The organism is Nocardioides caricicola (assembly GCF_039541135.1).
GTDB lineage: Bacteria > Actinomycetota > Actinomycetes > Propionibacteriales > Nocardioidaceae > Nocardioides > Nocardioides caricicola.
This window is the reverse complement of sequence record NZ_BAABFQ010000006.1, coordinates 75,323-98,031: the sequence shown is the minus strand read 5'-3', so window position 1 is coordinate 98,031 and position 22,709 is coordinate 75,323. Positions and strand designations below refer to the sequence as shown.

Genomic DNA, 22,709 nt, shown 5'->3' with positions numbered 1-22,709 from the left:
TCCAGGTCCCGCTCGCAGGCCGGTCGGAGGACGACGTCCTCGCGGGCATGAACCAGCTGTGGCGCCGCAACATCAAGAAGGCCGCGAAGGAGGGCGTCGAGGTCTCGACCGGAACCGACCTGGAGGCCTTCCACGAGCTGTACGTCCACACCGCCCAGCGCGACCACTTCACCCCGCGGCCGCTGTCGTACTTCCGCACGATGGTCGACGCGCTCGGCGCCGAGGACCCCGACCGGATCCGGCTCTGGTTCGCCCACCACGAGGGCACGCTGGTCGCCTCCACCATCGCGATCCGCGTCGGCACGCACGCGTGGTACTCCTACGGCGCGTCCTCGACCGAGAAGCGCGAGGTCCGCGGCTCCAACGCGATCCAGTGGCAGATGATCCGCGACGCGATCGCCGCCGGCGCCGACGTCTACGACCTGCGCGGCATCACCGAGACCCTCGACTCCGACGACCCGCACGTCGGGCTGATCCAGTTCAAGGTCGGCACCGGCGGCGAGGCCGTCGAGTACGTCGGCGAGTGGGACCTGCCGCTCAACCGGGCGCTCTACGCTGCGTTCGACATGTACATGCGGCGGCGCGCATGACACTCACCCTCACGGTCGATGGCGACCGCTGGCGCGCCCACCTGCGCGCCGTCGCCGACAGCACGCCCGGCCTCGTCCCGGTCGCCAAGGGCAACGGCTACGGCTTCACCAACGGCCGGCTCGCCCGCAAGGCCGCGTGGCTGGGCGTCGACACCCTGGCGGTCGGCACGTACGACGAGCTGCCCCAGGTCGCGTCCCGCTACGACGGACGCCTGCTCGTGCTGACGCCGTGGCGGCCGTTCGGCGCCGCGCTCGAGGTGGACCCGAGCCTCGACCGCCGGGTGATCCACACGGTCAGCCGGCTCGACGACCTCACCGACCTGCTGACCCGCAAGCCGGACGCCCGGTTCGTGCTCGAGCGGGCCACCAGCATGCTGCGCCACGGCATGACCGCGCGCGAGCTGTGGGCGGTCCCCCGGGTGCTGGCCGACCTGCCCACGTCCGGCCTCCAGGGCGTCGCGCTGCACCTGCCGCTCGCCCACGGCGCTCACCTGACCGAGGTGCAGCGGCTGGTCAACGACATCGTCGCGGCCGGGCTGCCGCTCGACACCATCTGGGTCAGCCACCTCAGCGCCGCCGAGCTGGCCACGCTGCGGGCGACGTACCCCGACTACACCTTCCGCCCGCGCATCGGCACCGACCTCTGGCTCGGGGACCGCAGCGTGCTGCGCGTGACCGCGACCGTGCTCGACGTGCACGAGGTCGAGCGCGGCGACGCGTTCGGCTACCGGCACCGGACGGCGCCCAAGGCCGGCCACATCCTCGTGGTGAGCGGCGGCACCGCCCACGGCATCGGGCTCGAGGCGCCGACCGGCGACGCGTCGATCAGGTCGCGCGCGGCGACCCTCGCGCGCGGCGGCATGGACGCGGCCGGATTCGTGCGCTCGCCGTTCTCGATCGACGGCAAGCAGCGGCTGTTCGCCGAGCCACCGCACATGCAGGCCTCGATGCTGTTCCTGCCGCACGGCGCGCGCGTGCCCGCCGTGGGCGACGAGGTGGACGTGCGGGTGCGCTACACCGCGACGGCGTTCGACCGCGTCGTGGTCTCGTAGGCGGCGCTGCGCACCGGGTCGTGCCGCGGGTACCAGATGTCACGCACGACCATCGCGACCAGGTACAGCTCGGCCGCCACGCGGACCAGCGTCGCCGCCCAGTAGAAGCCCGCGTCGCCGCCGCCCGCGGGGGCGAGGAAGCCGCCGAGGTACCACCACACCGCGGCGAAGTAGACGAGCTCGCCGGCCTGCCACACCAGCAGGTCGCGCCAGCGCGGCCGGGCGATCACCGCGAGCGGCAGCAGCCAGAGGACGTACTGCGGGGAGTAGACCTTGTTGACGATCAGGAACCCGGCCACGATCAGGAACCCCAGCTGGGCGAGCCGCGGCGCCGACGGTGACGTCAGGCCGAGCGCCAGCACCCCGACGCACCACGCGCCGAAGAACACCCACGAGCCGACGTTGATCGTGTGCGGGTCGAACGCGAACAGGTGCCCGGTGCGGTCCATCGCCTGCTGCGCCACCAGCCACAGCGACCCGAGGTCGGCCCCGCGCTCGGAGTTGAACGTCCAGAAGACCTTCCACTGCTCCGGGCCCGAGACGTACGCCGGCAGGTTCGCCAGCAGCCACGCCCCGGCGGCTCCCAGGGTGGCCAGGGCGAAGTCGCGGAGCCGTTTGTTGCGCAGGCAGATCACCAGGACGCCGCCGAGCAGGAACAGCGGGTACAGCTTCACCGCCGTGCCCAGCCCGATCAGCACACCGGTCAGCACCGGGCGCTCCCGCGCCCAGGCCCACAGCGCGCCGGCCACCAGCACGACCGCGAGCAGGTCCCAGTTGACCAGGCCGGTGAGCAGCAGCATCGGCGAGACCGCGAAGGCGGCCGCGTCCCAGGGCCGACGTGGGTTCACGCCCGCGAGCAACCAGGTCGTGAGCAGCGCCAGGATCGCGAACCCGACCGCGTTGACCGCGACGAAGAGGCGCTTCTCGCGCTGGACGTCGGTCGCCGCCGCGACGTCGCCGGTCGACTGCTGGTAGCGCTCCTCGACGTCCGGCGACCCGTTCAGCCAGTGCGTGACCCAGGCGGTGCCCCACGCCCAGTAGGAGATGCCGACGGGGTACTCCATGACCTCGAAGCGCGCCCGCGTCCCCGGGTCGTCGCTGTAGGGCCAGCTGAGCTCCGCGAAGCCGCGACCGGTGTAGAGGTACGGCAGGTCGGAGTAGCACATGTGCGTGTAGCGGGCCTGCCCGTCACCCCAGGTGTCCTGGAAGCAGTTGTTCTTCTGGAACATGCCGAGGGCCATGCAGACCGCGGTCAGGGCCAGCAGGACCCGCACCGGCGTCCACCACGGGTGCCGGTTGGCACGCGGGCCGACCGGCCCGCCGACACCGTCGCTCAGCGCGGTGACGACGGGGTCGTCGACGGACGGGTGAACCCAGTCACCCCGCCCCGTCGACGTCGGCATCAGCCGCGCCTGCCTCGCGGCCGCGGCGTCCTGGTGGCGCCGCCCGAAGGCGTGGCGGTGTCGCTCGGCGTCGGGCTCTCGGTCGGCGTCTCACAGCCCAGCAGCCCACAGCTCGACGAGGGCGACTCCGTCGGCGACTCCGTCGGGGTCTCGCTCGGCGTCGGGGTGTCGCTCGGCGTCGGGGTGTCGCTCGGGGTGTCCGACGGCTTCGGGGTCTTCGTCGGCTTCGGCGGTGCCGTGGTCGGCGAGTGACCCGGCGACGGCGCCTCGCCGTCGACGTACGCCGGCTCCGGGAACTCCTCGATCTCGAGGCCCTCCATGTCGCGCTTCATGACCGCGGTCCAGGTCTGCGCCGGGTAGGTGCCGCCGAAGAACGGCTCGAGGTAGCCGTCGAGCGGCTCCGCGCCCTTGCCGCGGACGTAGACGACCGACGTCGCCAGCTGCGGGGTGAAGCCGGAGAACCACGACGACACGACGTCGCCGTCGCTGTTGGTCGAGGTGCCGGTCTTGCCGGCCGCCGGCCGGCCGAGCTCCTGCGCGGCGTAGCCCGAACCGTTCTCGACGACCTGCTGCAGGGCGTAGGTGACGTCGGCGGCGATGTCGGGCTCGACGGCGTCGCGGCTGTCGACCTTGTGCCGGTAGCGGACCTCGCCGTCGGCGTCGGTGACCTTCTCGATGATGTACGGCTGGGCCGCCTCGCCGTTCGCGGCCAGGGTGGCGTAGGCGTTGGCCATGTTGATCGGGCTGACGGTGGCGCTGCCGAGCGCGACGCCGGTGACCGGCTCGAGGCCGGGCGTGGCCATCGGGAAGCCGTGCAGGTCCTGGTTGGCCTCCTTGCCCGGCAGGCCCATGTCGTTCATCGCCTTGATGATCTTGTCGGGGCCGTTCTCCATGCCCAGCGTCATGTCGATGAACGCCGTGTTGATGGAGTCCTCGGTCGCCTTGATCATGCTGACCGCGGAGCCGAAGCTCTCGTTGCCCTGGTTCTCGACGTCGCCGCCGTCGGGGAGGATGTACGGCGAGTTGCCGTCGAAGGTGTCCTTGAGCGAGAAGCCCTCGCGGATCGCCGCGACCAGCGCGAACGGCTTGAGCGTCGAGCCGGCCTGACCGCCCGACACCGCCCAGTTGAGCTGCGACTGGAGGTAGTCCTGGCCGCCGAAGATGCCGCGCACGGCACCGGTGCCCGGCTCCACGCTGGCGACGCCGACGTGCAGCTCCTTGTCGCTGAGCCCCTCGGGCCGCGCCTCCTTCACACCCTCCTCGGCCGCCTGCATGGCCTTCTCGGTGAACGTGGTGGTGACCCGCAGGCCGCCGCCCTCGATCTCGTCGGGGTCGAAGCCGAGGCGCACCAGCTCCTTGCGGACCATCGCGAGCACGTGGCCCTTCTGGCCCGCGTACCGGCTCTCGACCTCCTGCTCCGGCAGCTTCGGGAGCCTCTTCGCGGCCTTCTCGGCCTCGTCCTCGGTGATGTTGCCGGCCTCGGCCATGCCGTCGAGGACGTACTCGTAGCGCAGCTTGAGAGCGGCCCGGGAGTCCTTGCCGTTGGCGGGGTCGAACTTCGACGGGTTGTTGATGACGCTCGCGAGCACGGCGGACTCGCGCAGCGAGAGGTCCTTGGCGTCCTTGGCGAAGTAGGCCTCGGAGGCCGCCTGGACGCCGTACGCGCCGCGGCCGAAGTAGATGGTGTTGAGGTAGGCCTGGAGGATCTCGGTCTTGCTCATCGAGCGCTGGATCTTGAGCGAGAGGATCGCTTCCTTGACCTTGCGCTTGTACGTGCGCTCCTGGCTGAGGTAGAGGATCTTCACGTACTGCTGCGTGATGGTCGACGCGCCCTGGGTGGTCTCGCTGGTCGAGTTGTTGAGGAACGCGCGGAGCATGCCCTTGGGGTCGAGGCCCTTGTCGGTCCAGAACGAGCGGTTCTCCGCGGCGACGACGGCGTTCTGCAGGTCCTCCGGCATCTCCTTGATGCCGATGACCTCGCGGTTCTGCACCGCGAAGCTGCCGATCTCGTCCTTGCCGTCGGCGTAGAAGACCTTGGTGGTCTGGGTCTCGAAGTCCTTGTTCGGGTCCGGGATGTCGATCGAGCGGTACAGGAACACGAAGCCCGCGGCCGCGATCAGCGCCATCACCAGACCGGTGATGCCGACCCACTTCAGGACCCGCAGCGTCTTCTGCTTGCGGGTGCGGGGAGGCTTCTTGCCGGGCTTCTTCTTCACAGCGGGGCCGGCGGCCCTGCGCGTACCACTCACGTCGTAGGCTCCGCGGGTCGGGGTCGAGTGCCTCGTCAGCGTACGGGCCCCGGTTGCGCGGGCCCAACACGACGCGTCGAGGCCGGCGCGCACGCAGGCGGCGCCTCGTGAGGCAGTTCACAAGATCACGTACTCCCGCTCGGCACCGTCTCAGGAATCGTTCATCCTCCGCTCAGCGTTGGGAGCGCCATGACCGACTACGGGCACGAGCTGCAGTTCGGCACGTTCATCACGCCGGACGCCGCCCAGGCCGACCGGGTGGTCGAGCTGGCGCTGCTCACCGAGGCGGTCGGCCTCGAGGTCGCGACGTTCCAGGACCACCCGTACCAGCGGCGCTTCCTCGACGCGTGGGCCGTGATCGCGACCGTGCTGGCGCGGACCTCCTCCCTGCGCGTGACCGCGAACGTCACGAACCTGCCGCTGCGCCCGCCGCACGTGCTCGCCACGACGGTCGCCAGCCTGGACGTGCTCAGCCACGGCCGGGTCGAGCTCGGCCTCGGCGCGGGCGCCTTCTGGGACGGCATCGTGCAGATGGGCGGTCCCCGTCGTACCCCGGGCGAGGCGCTGCGTGCGCTCGAGGAGGGCGTCGACGTCGTACGCCGCACCTGGGAGCGCGGCCCCGCCCCGGTGCACGACGTCCAGGTCTGGATCGGCGCGATCGGGCCGCGGATGCTCGAGCTGACCGGCCGGGTCGCGGACGGCTGGCTGCCCAGCCAGTCCTACGTGCCGCCGGAGACGCTCACCGAGCGCAACGCGCGCATCGACGACGCCGCCGTGGCCGCGGGACGCTCCCCGGCCGACGTGCGCCGCCTCTACAACGTGACCCCGTCCGACGACCCGGCCTGGGCCGAGCTGCTCGCCGACCTCGCGCTCACGCACGGGATGAGCACGTTCATCGTCGGCAGCGACGACCCCCGCGTCATCCAGCGGTACGGCGCCGAGGTCGCGCCCGCGGTCCGGGAGCTGGTCGCCGCCGCCCGCGCCGGTGCCCCCACGCCCGAGCGGCCCGAGCCGGTGGTGCCGGGCGTCGGCAGCCACCTGGTCGACGTCCACGACCACCTGCGCGCCGAGCTGGCCCAGGTGCTCGACCTGGTCGGCCAGGTCGAGCAGGGCACCCTCGATGCGGGGCGCGCCCGCGGCGTGATCAACGAGATGACCCTGCGCCAGAACGAGTGGACGCTCGGCGCGTACTGCCAGTCGTACTGCCGGCTGGTCGCCACCCACCACACCATCGAGGACACCTCGGTGTTCCCGCACCTGCGCCGCCGCGACCCCGGCCTCGGACCGGTGCTCGACCGGCTCGAGCGGGAGCACCACGTCATCCACGGGGCGCTGGAGGACGTCGACCGGGCGCTCGTGTCCGTGGTGTCCGGCCCCGACGGGCCCGGCGATGGGCTGGCCGAGCTGCGGGCGACCGTCGACCGGCTGGCGGCGACGCTGACCGAGCACCTGTCGTACGAGGAGTCGCAGCTGGTGGGCCCGCTGGACCGCTACGGGTTCGGCTGAGCGCGCAGGTCCGAGAGGCTCATCGGCCGGTCCGCGAGGAACCTGAGGTGCCGCTGTACCCATCTTCCTGATGTATCGCTACGATATGTCGCATGGCACGTCGTGCAGAGACCATCGAGCTGGCAGTCCTCGGACTGCTGCACGAGGGACCCATGCACGGCTACGAGCTGCGCAAGCGGCTCAACCTGATGCTCGGCTGGGGCCGGGTCCTGTCGTACGGGTCGCTCTACCCCACGCTGAAGAAGATGCTCCGCGCCTCCCTCATCGAGGAGACGATGGCCACCAAGACGCCGGGCACCCCGGTCTCGAAGCGGCCGCGCATCACCTATCAGGTCACCGAGGCGGGCACGCGTGAGTTCGAGCGCCTGATGTCGGAGGTCGGTCCCACCGCGTGGGAGGACGACAACTTCGACATCCGGTTCGCCTTCTTCTCCTCCACCGACATGGAGATCCGGTTGCGCGTGCTCGAGGGCCGCCGCACCCGCCTCCAGGAGCGGCTGGACCGGGTCCAGAGCCAGCTCTCGATGACCCAGAAGGAGGTCGACCGCTACGCCGCCGAGCTGCAACGCCACGGTGTCGAGTCGGTCGAGCGCGAGGTCCGCTGGCTGTCCGACCTGATCAACGCCGAGCGCAGCGGCGAGCAGCACCCCGCACCACCACCCGAGGTCAGCGGCCAGAAGTAGCCGGCTCGCCCTCAGACGTCAGATTCATTCAAGGAAGGAAACCCCGATGGGTTCGGTTCGAGTAGCAATCGTGGGGGTCGGCAACTGCGCCACCTCCCTGATCCAGGGCGTGCACTACTACAAGGACGCCGACCCCGCGGGCACCGTCCCGGGTCTCATGCACGTGACCTTCGGCGATTACCACGTGTCCGACGTGCAGTTCGTCGCGGCGTTCGACGTCGACGACAAGAAGGTCGGCAAGGACCTCTCCGAGGCGATCAACGCCTCCGAGAACAACACCATCAAGATCTGCGACGTCCCGACCATGGGCGTCGAGGTGCAGCGCGGCCCGACGCTCGACGGTCTGGGCAAGTACTACCGCGCGACGATCGAGGAGTCGGCGGCCGAGCCGGTCGACGTCGTCTCGGTCCTCAAGGAGCGCAACGTCGACGTGCTCGTGTCCTACCTCCCGGTGGGCTCCGAGGAGGCCGACAAGTTCTACGCCCAGTGCGCGATCGACGCCGGCGTGGCCTTCGTCAACGCGCTCCCGGTGTTCATCGCCTCCGACCCCGAGTGGGCCGCCAAGTTCGAGGCCGCCGGCGTTCCGATCATCGGCGACGACATCAAGTCGCAGGTCGGCGCCACCATCACCCACCGCGTGATGGCGAAGCTGTTCGAGGACCGCGGCGTCCGGCTGGACCGCACCTACCAGCTCAACGTCGGCGGCAACATGGACTTCAAGAACATGCTCGAGCGCGAGCGCCTGGAGTCGAAGAAGATCTCCAAGACCCAGGCCGTCACGTCCAACCTGACCGGCCCGCTGGCCGGCCTCAAGGACGACCGCAACGTGCACATCGGCCCGTCGGACTACGTCGCCTGGCTCGACGACCGCAAGTGGGCCTACGTCCGCCTCGAGGGCACCACGTTCGGTGACGTCCCGCTGAACCTCGAGTACAAGCTCGAGGTCTGGGACTCCCCGAACTCCGCCGGCATCATCATCGACGCGATCCGCGCCGCGAAGATCGCCAAGGACCGCGGCGTCGGTGGCCCGATCATCTCGGCGTCGTCGTACCTCATGAAGAGCCCGCCGGTGCAGCTGCCCGACGACGAGGGCCGCCGCCGCGTCGAGGCCTTCATCCGCGGCGAGGAGTGACCCTCTTCTCTGCTTGATGTGTTCCTCGGCTCGCGCCGAGACCGTCGAGAGACGTGAAACGGCCCCTGGGACCTGGTCCTGGGGGCCGTTTCGCGTCTCTCGACGCGCCATCCACAGGCCGCCGGACGCCCGGATTGCTCCACAGGCACGCCCGGGCAGGCGACCTGCATGCCGCACCGCTGGGATCCGATCGCCCCTCCCGTTCCTCCGCTCGTGGCGCCCGTGCGCGTGGGGCCGGGCGGACCGACGCCCAAGCAGTCCCGGGGACCGCGATGGCGGACCACCTCGCCGGGCCTGTTCGTGCCGGCCGAGGTGAGCGACGACCTGGTCGAGCAGCGCATCCTCGAGGTGTCGGCCCGCGGAGGGGTGGTCACGGGATGGGCCGCCCTCCGGCTCCACCGCGGTGGCTTCTTCGACGGCTTGGACCGCGACGGGTCCACCCGCCTTCCGGTGCCCGTCGCCGCCTGCGGCGAGCGGCTCGGCTCCAGGAGTGGCACCGAGGTGGTCAGGGATCGGATCCCTCCCGACGACATCACGGTCGTGCACGGCATCCGGTGCGCCACCGTCGAGCGCGCCCTGTTCGACGAGATGCGCAGGATCGGGGAGGTCCGCGAGGCCGCGATCGCGATCGGCGCCGCCTGTGCTGCCAAGCTCACGACCGTCCACCGGATGCGGATCTACACCTCGACCCGGCGCTGGTACCGCGACGTCCGGATGTGCCGCGAGGCGGTGGAGATGGCGGTCGCGGGCTGCCGGTCGCCGCAGGAGGACCGGTTCAGGCTGATCTGGGAGTACGACGCCCGATGGGGTCGCCCGCTCATCAACCAGACCATCGTCGACCTCGAGGGCCGGTTCGTCGCCATGCCCGACCTGCTCGACGTGAAGCGCGGCGTGATCGGTGAGTACTCCGGTGCCGGCCACCGCGACCTCGACCACCACGAGTCCGACCTGATCCGCTGGGACGACGTACGCCGCGTCGGTCTGGAGGTGGTGGAGGTCGTCGGTCGCGACCTGGGCAGCCGGGAGCGCGTCATCCGCCGGATGGAGGAGGCCGCGGCCCGCGTGGTCGGCGTCGAGCGCAGGTGGCGGGTCGTCGAGTGACGTGAAACGGCCGTCAGATCACCCTTCCGAGGGCCGTTTCACGTCACTCGACGGTCTGGGCGTCAGCCCAGGGGGTACCAGCCCCGGACGACCTTGCGGTTGCCCGCCAGGTCGAGCGCCACCGCGCGGTAGCGCACCCGGTCGCCGACTACGCGGGTCCTGATCGTGCAGGTGTCGACCCCGGACAGCTTGTCGCGGGCGACGCACCGGAGCTTCCCGGGCTCGTCGGTGCGGATGGCTCGCTTGATGCCGCGGACCTTGACCGCCGGCTTCCGCTTGTCGATCCGCACGGTCACGTCGACCTCCGCCGCACCGCCGTCCTCGGCCACGATCCCGAACGAGAGCGGGCTGTTGCCGCGCCGGTTCTTGTTCAACGTGATCGGGTCGAGGCAGCCACCGACGAGCGGGGCGGTCCCGATCTGGCAGGTGAAGGAGATCGTCACCGGCGTGCGGTACCAGCCGGCCTTGCTGACCGGCTTCCGGCTGGTGAGCTCCGCCGTGATCGCGGGGTCGGCGCGGGAGACGGCCGGCGACGACGAGCCGAGGTGGTCGTCGGAGCCGGCGTACGTCGCCGTCACGGAGTGGCTCTCGCCGGTGGCCAACGCCCCGGTCAGCGTCGCGACGACGTCACCGGCGCCGTCGACGACGAGCTCGCCGGTGCCGATCTCCACGCCGTGGTCGCTGAACACCACCTGGCCCGTCGGGGTCCCGCCGCCGGGCGCCACCACCGAGACGGTCGCGATGATCACGTCGCGCTCGACCACGACGCCGAGCGCGGTCGCGGCTCGCTGCACCACGACGGTCTGGGTCGCGGTCGCCGCGCCGTACCCACCGCCGCCGGTGGACTGGGCCTGGACGACGCAGCTGCCGGTGTGCAGGAACGTCACGGTCGCGCCCGTGACCGAGCAGACGCCGGGCGTGCCCTGGAACGTGACCGGCCCACCGCCGGCCGCCGTCGCGGTGACGGTGTAGGTGGCGCCGACGACCGGCTGGCTCGGCGGCGTGCTCGTGAAGGCGAGCGAGCCGTCCCGCGCGCCGACGACGATCGTCTGGGTGACGGTCGGGGCGGCGCGGTGGCTCGGCGTGCCGGGCTGGTCGGCGCGCACGATGCACGAGCCCGGCTGGTCGAGGTGGACCACGCCGGCGACCAGCGAGCAGACCCCGGACGACGCGGGCGCGATCGAGAACGACACGGCCCCACCCGAGGTCGCGGTCGCCGAGACCGGGTAGGTGTCGCCCGGCCGCGCCGCGCTGGGCGGCGTCGACGTGAACGAGATCGACTGGGCCGGGAGCAGGACCGTGATCGACTGCGTGATCTGGCTGTTCACGAAGTCGGGGTCCCCCCAGGTGTCCGCGCGGAGGACGCACGTGCCGGGCAGGAGGAACGTGACGTGTCCGGTCAGGTCGTCGTCGACGGTGCAGACCCCGGGCTCGGTGCTCGGGTCGAGGTCGAAGTACGCGAACGGAGCGTTGATCGTCGGCTGGTAGGTGGCACCGATCTCGCCGGGGTCCGGCGCGTCGGAGGTGAAGGCGAACGTCGCTGGGCCGACCGTGACGGTCTGCGTCCTCCAGCCGGCCGCCCAGTAGGTCGAGTCGCCGGGCTGCTTGGCGATGAACATGCAGCTCCCGACGTGCTCGAACGTGATCAGCCCGTCCCCGTCGACCGAGCACACGCTGGCCGACAGACCGCCGATCTCGAACACGACCGGGAGTCCGCTGGTCGCGGTCGCGACCGGTGCGTAGGTGTCTCCCACGACAGCGTCGACCGGCGCCGAGCTGGTGATCGTGAGCGACTGCGAGACCTTGTCGACCATGATCGTGTGCTCGACCGACGCGGCCGGCTCGTAGGTGGCGTTCCCGGCCTGGTCGGCGACGATCGTGCAGAGCGCGTTGCGGGTCTGGAACGTGACGAGGCCGGTGCCGGCGCTGTACGTGCACACCCCGGTCGAGTCCGCGCGGATGGAGAACGTGACCGGGTTGCCCGACCCGCCTCCGGTGCCGGTCGGGCTGTAGGTGTCCCCGAGCTGCACCATCGACGGCGCACCGGCGAAGGCATCGATCGTCTGGATCCGCTTGCCGATCGTGATCGTGATCGGGTCGGACACGATCGCGCGACCGGGGTTGGCCGCCTGCACGCGGAACGGGTACGCGCCCGCGGTCGTGGGCTCGCCGGTCAGCTCACCGGTGTCCTCGTCCAGTGTCAGGCCGGGCGGCAGGGTGCCGTCGTACACCGTGAGCTCGACCCCCAGCCCGCCCGGGTCGGTGGCCGTGAACGTGTAGCCGTCGTACGCCGCGCCGACGTTGCCGGTCACGGGCGGCGCGGCGGCGGTGAAGGCCGGGCGCGGGACGTACGTCGCGATCTCGGTGACGGGCGAGCCGCTGATCGTGTCCCAGGCACCGGGCACGGTGGCGGACTCGCGGTCGATGCGGTCGGCACTGACATAGATCCGGCCGACCGCGTCGACGGCCACGGCCTCGATCGAGTCGTTCTGGCCGATCACGCCCGAGACCCCACCGGTGGAGGGGTCGACCGCGAGCAGGTCGTGGCTCTCGGCGGCCAACAGCCCCCGCGTGGGGTCCCAGGCGAGGGCGCGAGCGGTCAGGGCGGCCACGCTCGGGGAGGCGCCGGCATCGAGGCGGCGCACCGCATTCGTGTCGGCGAAGTAGACGGCCCCGTCGGGGCCGACCGCGATCGCGCGGGCCGCGCCGAAGGCACCCAGCTCGGTGACGCCGCCCCCGGGGGCGACCTCGTACAGCCGTCCGTCCGACCGGCCGACGTAGATCTCGTCCCCGGCGCCGATCGCGATCGCCGTCAGCGCGCCCAGGCCGGTGGCGATCGTCGTCCGCCTGCCCGAGCCGTCCCCGGCCAGCTCGATCACGTCACCGCCGTCGGTCGCGAGGAGCAGGTCACCGTCGCCGTCGACGGCCACGCCACCGATCGGGTCGAAGCCGGAGGCCACCAACGACTGCGACCCGTCCTCGTTGATCTCGTAGACCCTGCGATTCGCCGCACCGAAGACGTCCCCGACCTCGGTCGGCGGCACGGGTACGACGGCCAGGCCGCCCGGGTTCAGCAGCGGTGCGTCGGTCACCACCAACAGGGTCGAGGTCCGGTCGGCGCTCACCTTGTGGACCGTGTCGGCGCCGGCAGCGGCCACGTACACCACGCCGGAGGCGTCGTCCTCGACGACGACGGTCGCGGGGAAGCCCGGCCAGGACGTCGCGCCGCCGACTCCGTCGCTCTCCCACACGACACCCGACCACGTGTCACCGAGAAGCACCCGGCCGTCGGGCGTGACGTCGAGTCCTCGTACGCCACGGGGCTTGGGCACGGCCGGCGCGGCCGGGTCGTAGCTCAGCTCGGGGATGACCGTGCGGCCGGTGCCGTCGCTGTCGAACCGGACGACCCGGTCGGAGTCGGCTTCGACGCCCGTCTCCGCGGCGACGATGCTGCCGTCCGACGCGACGTCCAGCCCCAGGTACCAGCGCGGGACACCACTGTCGTAGACGAAGTTCTCCACCGCACCACCGCTCAGCGACACCCTGCCGATGCCGCCCCAGGTGTTCCCGCCGAACAGGATGTTGCCGTGGCCGTCGAGTGCCAGCGTGGTCGCGGGCGCCCTGGTCGTGTTGAGGACCTCGGGGGCCGAGCCGTCGGCGGGGATCCGCACGATGTCCTCGGCATCGGGCAGCGCGACGACGACGTCCCCGGCGGGCGTCACGACCACGGCACCCGGGTTGTCGAGACCGTCCGCCAACACCCGGTCCGGCCCGCCGTCGGCGGGCACCACGACCACCTGGTCGTGACCGGTGTCGGCGATCACGAGGTCGCCGGGCTCCAGACCGAGCGGGTCACCGGGAGCAGCGGACGCAGCAACGGTGCTCAGCCCGATCAGGGCGAAGGTCTGCACGAGCAGGGCCAGGACGACGGCGGGCATCAGTACGAGTCGACGCAACACCCGTCCGAAGTTAGGGGAGCCGACCGTCCGGTACTCCGGAGTCCCGGCCAACGACCGTGGCGGTCTGGACCACGCGTCGTAACCGTCTCGGGCGGGCACTCGTTGGGGAGCCACCGCGTCGCCACCGGCGACCCTCCCGAGATTGCGTCCGCCCATGAGCAAGCACCTCGCGGTCACCACCGCACTCGTCCTCGGTCTCGCCGCCCTCACCGTCCCGGCCACCGCCCCGACGGCGACCGCCACCCCCGCGAGAGCCGCCGCAGTCCCGACCTCCGGCCCCGCCGTCAGCACCGTCACCGTCGGCGGCCTCGAGGTCGAGAACAGCTTCGTGTCCTCGGTCGGCTGGGTGAAGCCCGGCGAGAGCTACCCGTCCCGGATCATCGTCACCAACACAGGCGCGGCCCCGGTCACCGGCGCCGCCGTCACGGTGACCGCGCCCGAGGGCTCGACGATCACCGGCGCCGGGTCCGGCGCCGCGATCTCGGGCGGCGGCACCACGGTGACCTGGGCCGTGCCGGTCGTGGCCGCCGGGCAGACCCGGACGCTGGTGCTCGAGAGTGTCGCCGACACGACGGCGCAGAACCCCGAGATCGTCTGGCGCGACATCTCGACCACGGCCGAGGTGACCGTCGGCACCACCACCAAGAAGGCGACCAGCCACGGCCCGAAGGTGATCCCGCCGTCGGACGTCTACGACACCGCCCGGTACGGCGACCGGCCGTTCCCGGTCGTGCCGGTGCAGTTCCGCGACCGGGCCTACCAGGAGGGCCACGACGGCGACTCGCTCGAGTCGGTGATCAACGACCCGGCGAACCCGGGTTCGACGTACAACCTGTTCCAGGAGATGTCGCTCGGCCAGCTGTTCCCGGAGGGCACGGTCCCCTCCGCCGGGATCGACACCGCCGACTTCACCTACGGGCCCGGCTTCGACTTCACCCAGATCGAGCCGGGCCAGACCTGCCTCGGCCTGACCCGGACCGCGGGCATCCCCGCTCCCGGCACGGTCGGCGGCCCGACGTACACCGAGCGGATCACCGACGGGGTCTACAACCTGCCCGGCAACACCGGCTACTACGGCTCCGACGCCAACGGCTCCGCGCTGATCGGTGCACTGGCCGGCGTCGGTGCACTGCAGAACATCGACTCGGGCTGTGGCGCTGCCGGCAAGCTCGTGTACGACGCGGCGGCGATCGCGGACCCGGAGATCGACTACTCCGACTACGACACCGACAAGGACGGGCTCGTCGACTTCTTCATGGCGGTCTTCGCCGGGTGCGGCGGCAACGGCTCCTCGCAGCTGTCGGTCGCCGGCTGCGACTACACCGACCTGCCGTACGACAACGTGTGGCCGCACTCGTCGTCGCTCGAGTACTACTACACCGATCCCGCGACGGGGCTGCCCGGCTACACCACCGACGACCAGCTGAAGGACCTCGAGGGCCGTCCGCTCTGGTACACCGACGCCGACCGCCGGGAGATGACGACGACCGACAAGGGCGCCGACCTCAAGGTGCTCGTCCGGGTCGGCCCGTACAACGTGAACCCCGAGACGGCGATCGACAAGGCATCGGTGATCTCGCACGAGTACGGCCACTCGCTCGGCCTGCCCGACTTCTACTCCACCGGCGGCCGCGAGACGTACGGCGACTGGAACCTGATGGCGACCGACAAGTCGCAGCACATGGACGCCTTCTCCCGCCAGGAGCTGGGCTGGGTCGTCCCGACCGTCCTCGACGAGACCACCACGGTCTCGGGCATGACCGACTCCAAGCAGGACACCGGCACGATCACCTGGCAGCGACCCGACGGGACGCCGTACACCCTGGTCAACGGGGAGGACGGCATCGTGCACAACTCCCAGATGTTCGTGGCCAAGCTCCCCGGGCGGCAGCTGCTCGATCCGGCGACGTTCGACACCGGCGACAAGGCCAGCAAGACCCACGCCTGGTGGTCCGGCTCCGGCAACGACTTCGGCTGCGCACCGAGCGGCGGGCACAACCTCGACCTGGCGCTCCCGCAGCTCGCGAGCCTGCCCGAGGGCAGCACGGTGAAGCTGACGTTCAAGTCCAACTGGGACATCGAGTGGGACTTCGACTACGGCTACGTGCTGACCACCACCGACGGCGGCAAGACCTACACCTCGCACCCGTCGGAGAACGGCTACACGACGTCCAACACCGACCCGCTGGCCGGCAACCCGAACCAGAACACCTGCCAGGCGACGTACGACAACGGCCTGACGGGCACGAGTGGTTCGTACGCCGCCGGCAGCGAGGTCACCGACCGCAAGCTGGGCAACACCCCGGCCGGCGTCTTCCTCGCCGACAGCTACGACATCAGCGACCTGGCCGGGGAGGCCAACGCCGCACTGCGGTTCAGCTACGCCACCGACCCGGGGCTGGCCAGGCCGGGCTGGTTCATCGACGACGTGAAGGTCACCGCCACCACACCGTCGGGCGAGCAGGTGCTGCTGGAGACCGACTTCGAGGACGACGGCGGTCCGGACGACCCCCGCATCTTCAACGGCGGCTGCAAGGAGGACCTCACGACCGCGCAGCAGTGCACGCAGGGCTGGAAGTACCTCCAGGCCGGTGCCGAGTCACCGCAGGACCACGCCTACTACCTCGAGCTGCGCGACCGCTCCGGCTTCGACCTCGACGGCAAGGGCCAGATCGACCGCGACCCGATCGGCTTCCAGGCGGGGCTGTACCTCTCCTACACCGACGAGGCGCACGGCTACGGCAACGCCGGCACCGACGACCCGCCGGCGCAGTCTCCGCTCGACTCGACGCCGGAGCCGGGATCGGCGACGCCGGACCTGAACGACGCCGCGTTCACGGCGGCGAGCGGACGCTCGACGTACTCCGACAGCTCGGCGAACCCGCACGTCGACAACTACACCGACCCGTCGTCGGCGTCGGGGAACTGGGAGTTCGGGTTCGGCTGCCTGGGCTTCGACGTCCAGTCGATGAGCGGCAACGCCGACGGCCCGGCGACCGCCGACGGAGACCTGACCGGCAGCGTGAGGTTCACGATCGGCTCGGGCTGCGGTGAGTTCGACTACGGCTACACGCCGGTGACGGCACCGGAGAACACCGCGCCCAGCGCGCGGGCGGACGGCCCGGGGAAGGCGGCGAAGAGGAAGCGGGTCACGTTCTCCGGCGCCGGCAGCACGGACGCGCAGACGCCCCGCGACCTCGACTACAGCTGGGACTTCGGCGACGGCGGCAGCACCAAGGACGCCACCGGACCCGTCGTGAGGCACGCGTTCAAGGAGGCCGGGAGGTACGACGTCACGCTGCTGGTGACCGACCCGTCGGGCGCCACGGACACCGACACGCTGAGGGTGACCGTGGCCGGCTCGACGTCGCCCGGCACCACGACGGTCCGATGTGGCGAGAAGTTGGTCGTGCGCACCGGCAGCTGGCGGCAGGTCGGCTCCTACTGCGACAACCTCGGCCGCGGGAAGGGTCGCGACACGATGACCCTCACCACGCAGGGGACCGACCTGCAGGTGCTCCTCGGCCGGGCCCGGCACGGCGGCCGCGCGAAGCTCCTCGTCGACGGCGAGCGCCTGACCACGCTCAGCTTCCGAGGCCGAACGGCGAAGCCGGCGTGGCGGCACCTGGTGTTCGACGAGCTCGGCGCCGGCCCCCACGAGGTTCGGCTGGTCGTGACGAAGGGACGCGCGTACGTGAAGAGCTTCGGCTACTGACGCGCGGACCACCAGGCGAGGAGGGCGCTGCGCGCGTCCTCCTCGCTCATCGGGCCGTTCTCGATGCGCAGCTCGAGCAGGTGCTTGTAGGCCTCGCCGACCTCACGGCCCGGGCCGATCCCGAGGATCTCCATGATCTGGTTCCCGTCGAGGTCGGGGCGGATGGACTTGAGCTCCTCCTGCTCCGACAGCCGGGCGATCCGCTCCTCGAGGTCGTCGTACGTCCGCTGCAGCCGGTCCGCCTTGCGCTTGTTGCGCGTGGTGGAGTCGGCGCGGGTGAGGATGTGCAGCCGCTCGAGCTGGTCGCCGGCGTCGCGGACGTAGCGGCGTACGGCGGAGTCGGTCCACTCCCCCGTGCCGTAGCCGTGGAAGCGCAGGTGCTGCTCGACGAGCTGGCTGACCGCCTCGATCTCGTCGTTGGAGAAGCGCAGCGCCTTCATCCGCTTGCGGGTGAGCTTGGCGCCGACCACGTCATGGTGGTGGAACGTCACGGTGCCGTCGTCGAGGAAGCGGCGGGTGCGCGGCTTGCCGACGTCGTGCATCAGCGCCGCGAAGCGCGCGACGAAGTCCGGCCCGCCGCCCGGGAGCCGCGACTCCAGGTCGATCGCCTGCTCGAGCACGGTCAGGGTGTGCTCGTAGACGTCCTTGTGCCGGTGGTGCTCGTCGCGCTCCAGCTTCAGCGCCGGGAGCTCGGGCAGCACCAGCTCCGCCAGCCCGGTCTCGACGAGCAGGGACAGGCCGAGCCGGGGGTACGGCGCGCAGATGAGCTTGACCAGCTCGTCACGGACCCGCTCGGCGGAGATGATCTCGATCCGAGACGCCATCGCGGTCATCGCGGCGACGACCTCCGGCGCGACCGAGAAGCCGAGCTGGGCGGCGAACCGGGCCGCGCGCATCATCCGCAGCGGGTCGTCGGAGAACGAGTCCTCCGGGCGGCCGGGCGTGCGCAGCACCTGGCCGGCCAGGTCGACGATCCCGCCGTACGGGTCCTCCACCACGCGCCCCGGCACCCGCACCGCCATCGCGTTCACGGTGAAGTCCCGGCGTCCGAGGTCGCCCTCGAGCGTGTCGCCGAAGTCGACGTCGGGCTTGCGGGAGTCGGGGTCGTAGGACTCCGAGCGGTACGTCGTGATCTCGACCTGCCACTCGTCCTTGCGGCAGCCGATCGTGCCGAACGCGCGCCCCATGTCCCAGATCGCGTCCGACCACCCCTTGAGCAGCTTCTCGGTCTGCTCGGGACGGGCCGAGGTCGTGAAGTCGAGGTCGTTGTGGTGCCGGCCGAGCATCGCGTCGCGCACCGGCCCGCCGACCAGGGCCAGCTCGTGCCCGGCGTCGGCGAAGCGGCGACCGAGATCGTCGATCACCGGGGCGATCCGGTCCAGCTCCGCGGTCACGGCGCGCTGGACGTCGGCCATCTGGAGCGGCGGGGGCGGGGCGTCAGGCACGGGAGTCAACTCTAGTGGCCAGTAGAGTCACTGCGTGCTTCGCCCGGTGTCGCTGCTGCCTGCCCTCGTGGCGGTCGCGACCCTCGCCACGGGTCTGCTCGTCACGGCCCCCGCGACGGCCGCCCCGCGCGCCACGGCCGAGGAGACCGCACCGCTGTCGGTCACGATCGACACGATGACCCCGTCGGCCCTGCCGAAGAAGGGCGCGATCCGGCTCACCGGCGAGGTCACCAACGACGACGACGTGACCTGGTCCTCGATCGCGGTCTACGCCTTCATGGGCGACCAGGGACCGATGACGACCGGCCAGCAGCTCGCAGACGCGGCGACCGTGCCGGAGGACGCGCTGCTCGGCCAGCGGATCACCACCGAGGGCACGTACGACGAGATCGACGAGCTGGCCCCCGGCGAGAGCGCGCCGTACTCCATCAAGGTCCCGCGGGCCGAGCTCGAGCCGTACCTGCTCGGCGACGGGGTCTACTGGTTCGGCGCGCACGCGCTCGGCTCGACCGAGGAGGCCGGCGGCGACCTGTTCGCCGACGGCCGCGCCCGGACCTTCCTGCCGCTGGTCAGCAACGACGCCCGCCCCGTCGACACCGCGCTGGTGGTCCCGATCCGCCGCCAGATCCTGTTCGCCCCCGACGGCAGCATCGACGACATCGAGTCGTGGACCGCGTCGTTCTCACCCGGCGGCGCGCTGCGCTCCCTGGTCGACCTCGGCGTCGCAGCGGGCTCGCAGCCGGTGACCTGGCTCGTCGACCCGGCCGTGGTCGACACCGCGCGCCGGCTCGCCGCCGGCAACCCGCCCCGCTCGCTCGCCCCGACCATCACCGACGACCCCGACGACCCCGACGGCGACGAGGGCGACCAGGGCGACCAGGGGGACCAGGGGGACGGGGACGCCTCCGAGTCGCCGTCGCCCTCGGCCACCCCGACCGAGGGTGAGGACGGCGAGGAGGTCCCCGAGCCGGAGCTGAGCCCCCGGGTCGCCGCGGCGGCCGACGCTGCCGCGAGCTGGCTGGAGCGGCTGCACGAGGGGCTCGAGGGCAACCAGGTCCTCACGCTGCCGTACGGCGACGTCGACGTCTCGGCCGCCGCCGAGAACGACCCGGCGGCGTACCGCGCGGCGCGCAAGCGCGCGAGCGGCGAGCTCCAGCCGTGGGGGCTGGCCACGACGCCCGCGGTGTCCGCGCCCACGGGCTACCTCAGCCTCGACGCGGTCCGGCTCACCGAACCCGGCGCGACCGTGCTGGTCACCGACAAGATGCTCGGCGGCGCCGACGCACCGCCGGTCGCGCACACCGCCGGGCACACGCTCGGCGTCACCTCCTCCGGCGCGGTCAGCGGCGGGCCGGGGCCCAACGACACGCACACGCCGCTGGCGATCCGGCAGCGGATCGTGAGCGAGGCCGCGGTCCGGGCGCTGACCAAGGCACGCAAGCCGCTGCTGGTGATGCTCCCGTCGACCTGGCGGCCGAACCCGGTCGACGGGTTCTTCTCCGGACTCGACCTCGACTGGATGGACCTCACGTCGGTCTCGGGGGTCATGCAGCGCGAGGGGAGCGCGGTCGCCGAGGCGGACCTCGACTACCCCGAGAGCCAGGCACGTCTCCAGCTCGACCCGGCGGCGTTCGCGGCCGCGAACGCCCTCGTGGACGCCGGCGACTCCCTGCAGAACCTGCTGACCGCGAACGACGAGGTCGGGAGCGAGGTGCTCGACGAGTCGCTCACGACCACGTCGTACTCCGACCGGCTGCGCCCGGACTCGGCCCGCGTCGCGGCGTACCGCTCGCGCGCGTGGATCTCGGCCCGGCTGGGCTCGGTGCACATCGACGCGCCGCGCGCGGTGATCCTGTCCAGCGGCAGCGGCCGGTTCGCCACCACGATCACCAACGACCTCGACCAGCCGGTCACGGTGCGCATCCAGGCCGAGGCGGACCCGCCGCTGCAGGTCTCGGTGCCCGCCGACAACATCGAGCTCGGCCCCAACGAACGCCGGACCGTGCTCCTCAACGCGTCGTCGTCGGGGCTCGGCGTCCGCACGGTCACGCTGCGGCTGACCGACACCGACGACCTGGCCCTCGGCTCGTCCGACACGCTCCCGATCCGCTCCAACCGGGTGAGCAGCGTGATCTGGCTGATCATCGGCACCGGCGTCGCGCTGCTGTTCGGCGCGATCCTGGTCCGGCTGTTCCGCAGGATCCGGGCGGCGCGGTCATGAGCGAGAGAGAGACCGAGCAGCAGCGGGTCCTCGGCAACGCCGCCGTGATGGCGGCGGGCACGCTCGTCTCGCGGATGAGCGGCTTCGTGCGGTCGGCCCTGCTCGCCGCGGCGCTGGGCAACCAGCTGCACGCCGACCTGTTCACGATCGCGAACACGATCCCGAACATGCTCTACATCCTGCTCGCCGGCGGCGTGGTCAACGCCGTGCTCGTCCCACAGCTCGTGCGCTCGATGCGCAACGACAGCGACGGCGGCGAGGCGTACACGAGCCGGATCATCACGCTCGCCGGCCTGTTCCTCGGCGTGGTCACCGTGGCGCTGGTCGCCGCCGCGCCGTACGTCATGGACGTGTTCCTCGACAGCAAGTACGACGACCCCGCGATGGCCGAGCAGCGCGAGTCGATCGTCGCGTTCGCCCGGTTCTGCCTGCCGCAGGTGTTCTTCTACGGGATGTTCGTGCTGGTCGGGCAGATCCTGAACGCCCGCGGCCGGTTCGGCCCGATGATGTGGGCGCCGATCGCGAACAACGTGATCTCGGTCGGCGTGCTGGTCGTCTACCTCTTCGTGTTCGGGCCCGCGAAGGGTGCCGAGGTCTTCGGCCCGTTCACGCCGGGCCAGCAGGCCCTGCTCGGCATCGGCGCGACCGCCGGCATCGTGGTCCAGTTCCTGGTGCTGGTGCCGTACCTCCGCGCCTCCGGCTACCGCTTCCGCCCGCGGTTCGACTTCCGCAACACCGGGCTCGGTCACACCTTCCGCCTGGCCGTGTGGACCGTGCTGTTCGTGATCGTCAACCAGGTCGCGTACACCGTGGTGGTGCGGCTCGCGGGTGGTGGCTCCGTCGAGGGCGGCACCGGCTACACGATCTACTCGTCGACGTTCCTGATCATGATGGTCCCGCACGCGATCGTGACGGTCTCGCTCGCGACCGCGATCCTCCCTCGCCTGGCGGCCCGCGCGAACGCCGATGACGACGACGGCCTCTCCCGCTCGCTGGCGGAGACGCTGCGGACCGCGCTGGCGGTGGTCATCCCGTTCGCGCTGCTGCTGCCGGTGATCTCGGTCGACCTGTCCCACGTGATCTGGGGCTTCGGCGCGGCCGCCGACACCTTCGAGCTGTACGCGCCCTCGCTCGCGCTGTTCGGCGGCGGGCTCGTGTTCTTCACCGTGCACTACCTGGTGCTGCGCGGCTTCTACGCGCTCGAGCTCAACCGGACCGTGTTCTGGATCCAGTGCGCGGTGGCGGCCACCAACATCGCGGTCGCGATCTGGCTGGTCAGCGACGCCGACGCCGAGCACACCTCGCCGGCGCTCGTGGTCGCCTACTCCGCGTCGTACCTCGTCGGCTCGGTCGTGTCGTACGCCGTCCTGCGCCGCCGGCTCGGTGGCCTGCGCACGCCGACCCTCGTGCGCTTCCTGGTGCGGCTGGCGATCGCGGTCGCCGTCTCGACCGCGGCGGCGGCCGCGGCGGCGTACCTCCTCCACCGCGTGCAGGACGATCCCAGCTGGGGCGTGGCCGCGCTCTGGGTGCTGCTGGTCGGCACCGTCGACGCCCTCGTGCTGATCGCGATGGCCCGCGTTATGCGCCTGCGCGAGGTGACCAGCGTGGTCGACACGCTCACCAGTCGCGTACCCCTGCTGCGCCGGCCCTGAA

The 22,709-nt window shown here is 71.5% G+C and carries 13 protein-coding genes; 9 read left to right on the top strand and 4 right to left on the bottom strand.

Annotation, left to right across the window (positions count from 1 at the left end):
• Both ABD875_RS11825 and ABD875_RS11820 read left to right on the top strand, forming a co-directional pair.
• A partial coding sequence (locus tag ABD875_RS11825; protein WP_345176608.1) for a lipid II:glycine glycyltransferase FemX occupies positions 1-590 on the top strand: 590 nt, incomplete at its 5' end.
• Positions 587-1,642 (top strand): alanine racemase, encoded by a 1,056-nt coding sequence (locus ABD875_RS11820; protein ID WP_345176605.1) that lies wholly within the window; start codon positions 587-589, stop codon positions 1,640-1,642. The genes ABD875_RS11825 and ABD875_RS11820, both read left to right, overlap by 4 nt.
• Here ABD875_RS11820 and ABD875_RS11815 read toward each other — a convergent pair.
• Both ABD875_RS11815 and ABD875_RS11810 read right to left on the bottom strand, forming a co-directional pair.
• On the bottom strand, positions 1,603-3,045 hold the full coding sequence (locus tag ABD875_RS11815; protein ID WP_345176602.1) for a glycosyltransferase family 87 protein: 1,443 nt from the start codon (positions 3,043-3,045) through the stop codon (positions 1,603-1,605). The genes ABD875_RS11820 and ABD875_RS11815 overlap by 40 nt on opposite strands.
• Entirely contained in the window at positions 3,045-5,294 is a 2,250-nt protein-coding gene (locus tag ABD875_RS11810; protein WP_345176599.1) for a transglycosylase domain-containing protein, read from the bottom strand. The genes ABD875_RS11815 and ABD875_RS11810 overlap by 1 nt, the downstream gene beginning before the upstream one ends.
• 189 nt (positions 5,295-5,483) lie before the next feature.
• Here ABD875_RS11810 and ABD875_RS11805 point away from each other — a divergent pair, with 189 nt between their 5' ends.
• From ABD875_RS11805 to ABD875_RS11790, 4 genes are all read left to right on the top strand, one after another.
• Entirely contained in the window at positions 5,484-6,800 is a 1,317-nt protein-coding gene (locus ABD875_RS11805; RefSeq protein ID WP_345176597.1) for an LLM class flavin-dependent oxidoreductase, read from the top strand.
• Positions 6,801-6,892: 92 nt separating this feature from the next.
• On the top strand, positions 6,893-7,483 hold the full coding sequence (locus tag ABD875_RS11800; protein WP_243058290.1) for a PadR family transcriptional regulator: 591 nt from the start codon (positions 6,893-6,895) through the stop codon (positions 7,481-7,483).
• 46 nt (positions 7,484-7,529) lie between these two features.
• The gene (locus tag ABD875_RS11795) at positions 7,530-8,615 is read left to right on the top strand and encodes an inositol-3-phosphate synthase (RefSeq protein WP_345176592.1); all 1,086 of its coding nucleotides are present in this window, start codon (positions 7,530-7,532) and stop codon (positions 8,613-8,615) included.
• Positions 8,616-8,828: 213 nt separating this feature from the next.
• The gene (locus ABD875_RS11790) at positions 8,829-9,716 is read left to right on the top strand and encodes a hypothetical protein (RefSeq protein WP_345176588.1); all 888 of its coding nucleotides are present in this window, start codon (positions 8,829-8,831) and stop codon (positions 9,714-9,716) included.
• Positions 9,717-9,778: 62 nt separating this feature from the next.
• Here ABD875_RS11790 and ABD875_RS11785 read toward each other — a convergent pair whose 3' ends face one another.
• Positions 9,779-13,654: an Ig-like domain repeat protein gene (locus tag ABD875_RS11785; RefSeq protein WP_345176586.1), complete on the bottom strand. Its 3,876-nt coding sequence runs from the start codon at positions 13,652-13,654 to the stop codon at positions 9,779-9,781.
• 175 nt (positions 13,655-13,829) lie between these two features.
• Between ABD875_RS11785 and ABD875_RS11780 the strand changes: the two genes are divergently transcribed.
• Positions 13,830-17,390 carry a PKD domain-containing protein gene (locus tag ABD875_RS11780; protein ID WP_345176584.1) on the top strand — a complete coding sequence of 1,187 codons (3,561 nt, stop codon included), beginning with the start codon at positions 13,830-13,832 and terminating at the stop codon, positions 17,388-17,390.
• On the opposite strand, the gene ABD875_RS11775 is transcribed toward ABD875_RS11780, so the two are convergent.
• Positions 17,384-18,805: a CCA tRNA nucleotidyltransferase gene (locus ABD875_RS11775; RefSeq protein WP_345177976.1), complete on the bottom strand. Its 1,422-nt coding sequence runs from the start codon at positions 18,803-18,805 to the stop codon at positions 17,384-17,386. The two genes, ABD875_RS11780 and ABD875_RS11775, sit on opposite strands and share 7 nt — an antisense overlap.
• 64 nt (positions 18,806-18,869) lie before the next feature.
• Here ABD875_RS11775 and ABD875_RS11770 point away from each other — a divergent pair, with 64 nt between their 5' ends.
• Both ABD875_RS11770 and murJ read left to right on the top strand, forming a co-directional pair.
• Positions 18,870-21,056, top strand: a complete 2,187-nt coding sequence (locus ABD875_RS11770) for a DUF6049 family protein (protein WP_345176579.1) — start codon at positions 18,870-18,872, stop codon at positions 21,054-21,056.
• Positions 21,053-22,708, top strand: a complete 1,656-nt coding sequence (gene murJ, locus ABD875_RS11765) for a murein biosynthesis integral membrane protein MurJ (RefSeq protein WP_345176575.1) — start codon at positions 21,053-21,055, stop codon at positions 22,706-22,708. Before ABD875_RS11770 ends, murJ begins: the two co-directional genes overlap by 4 nt.
• Position 22,709: the final 1 nt, after the last annotated feature.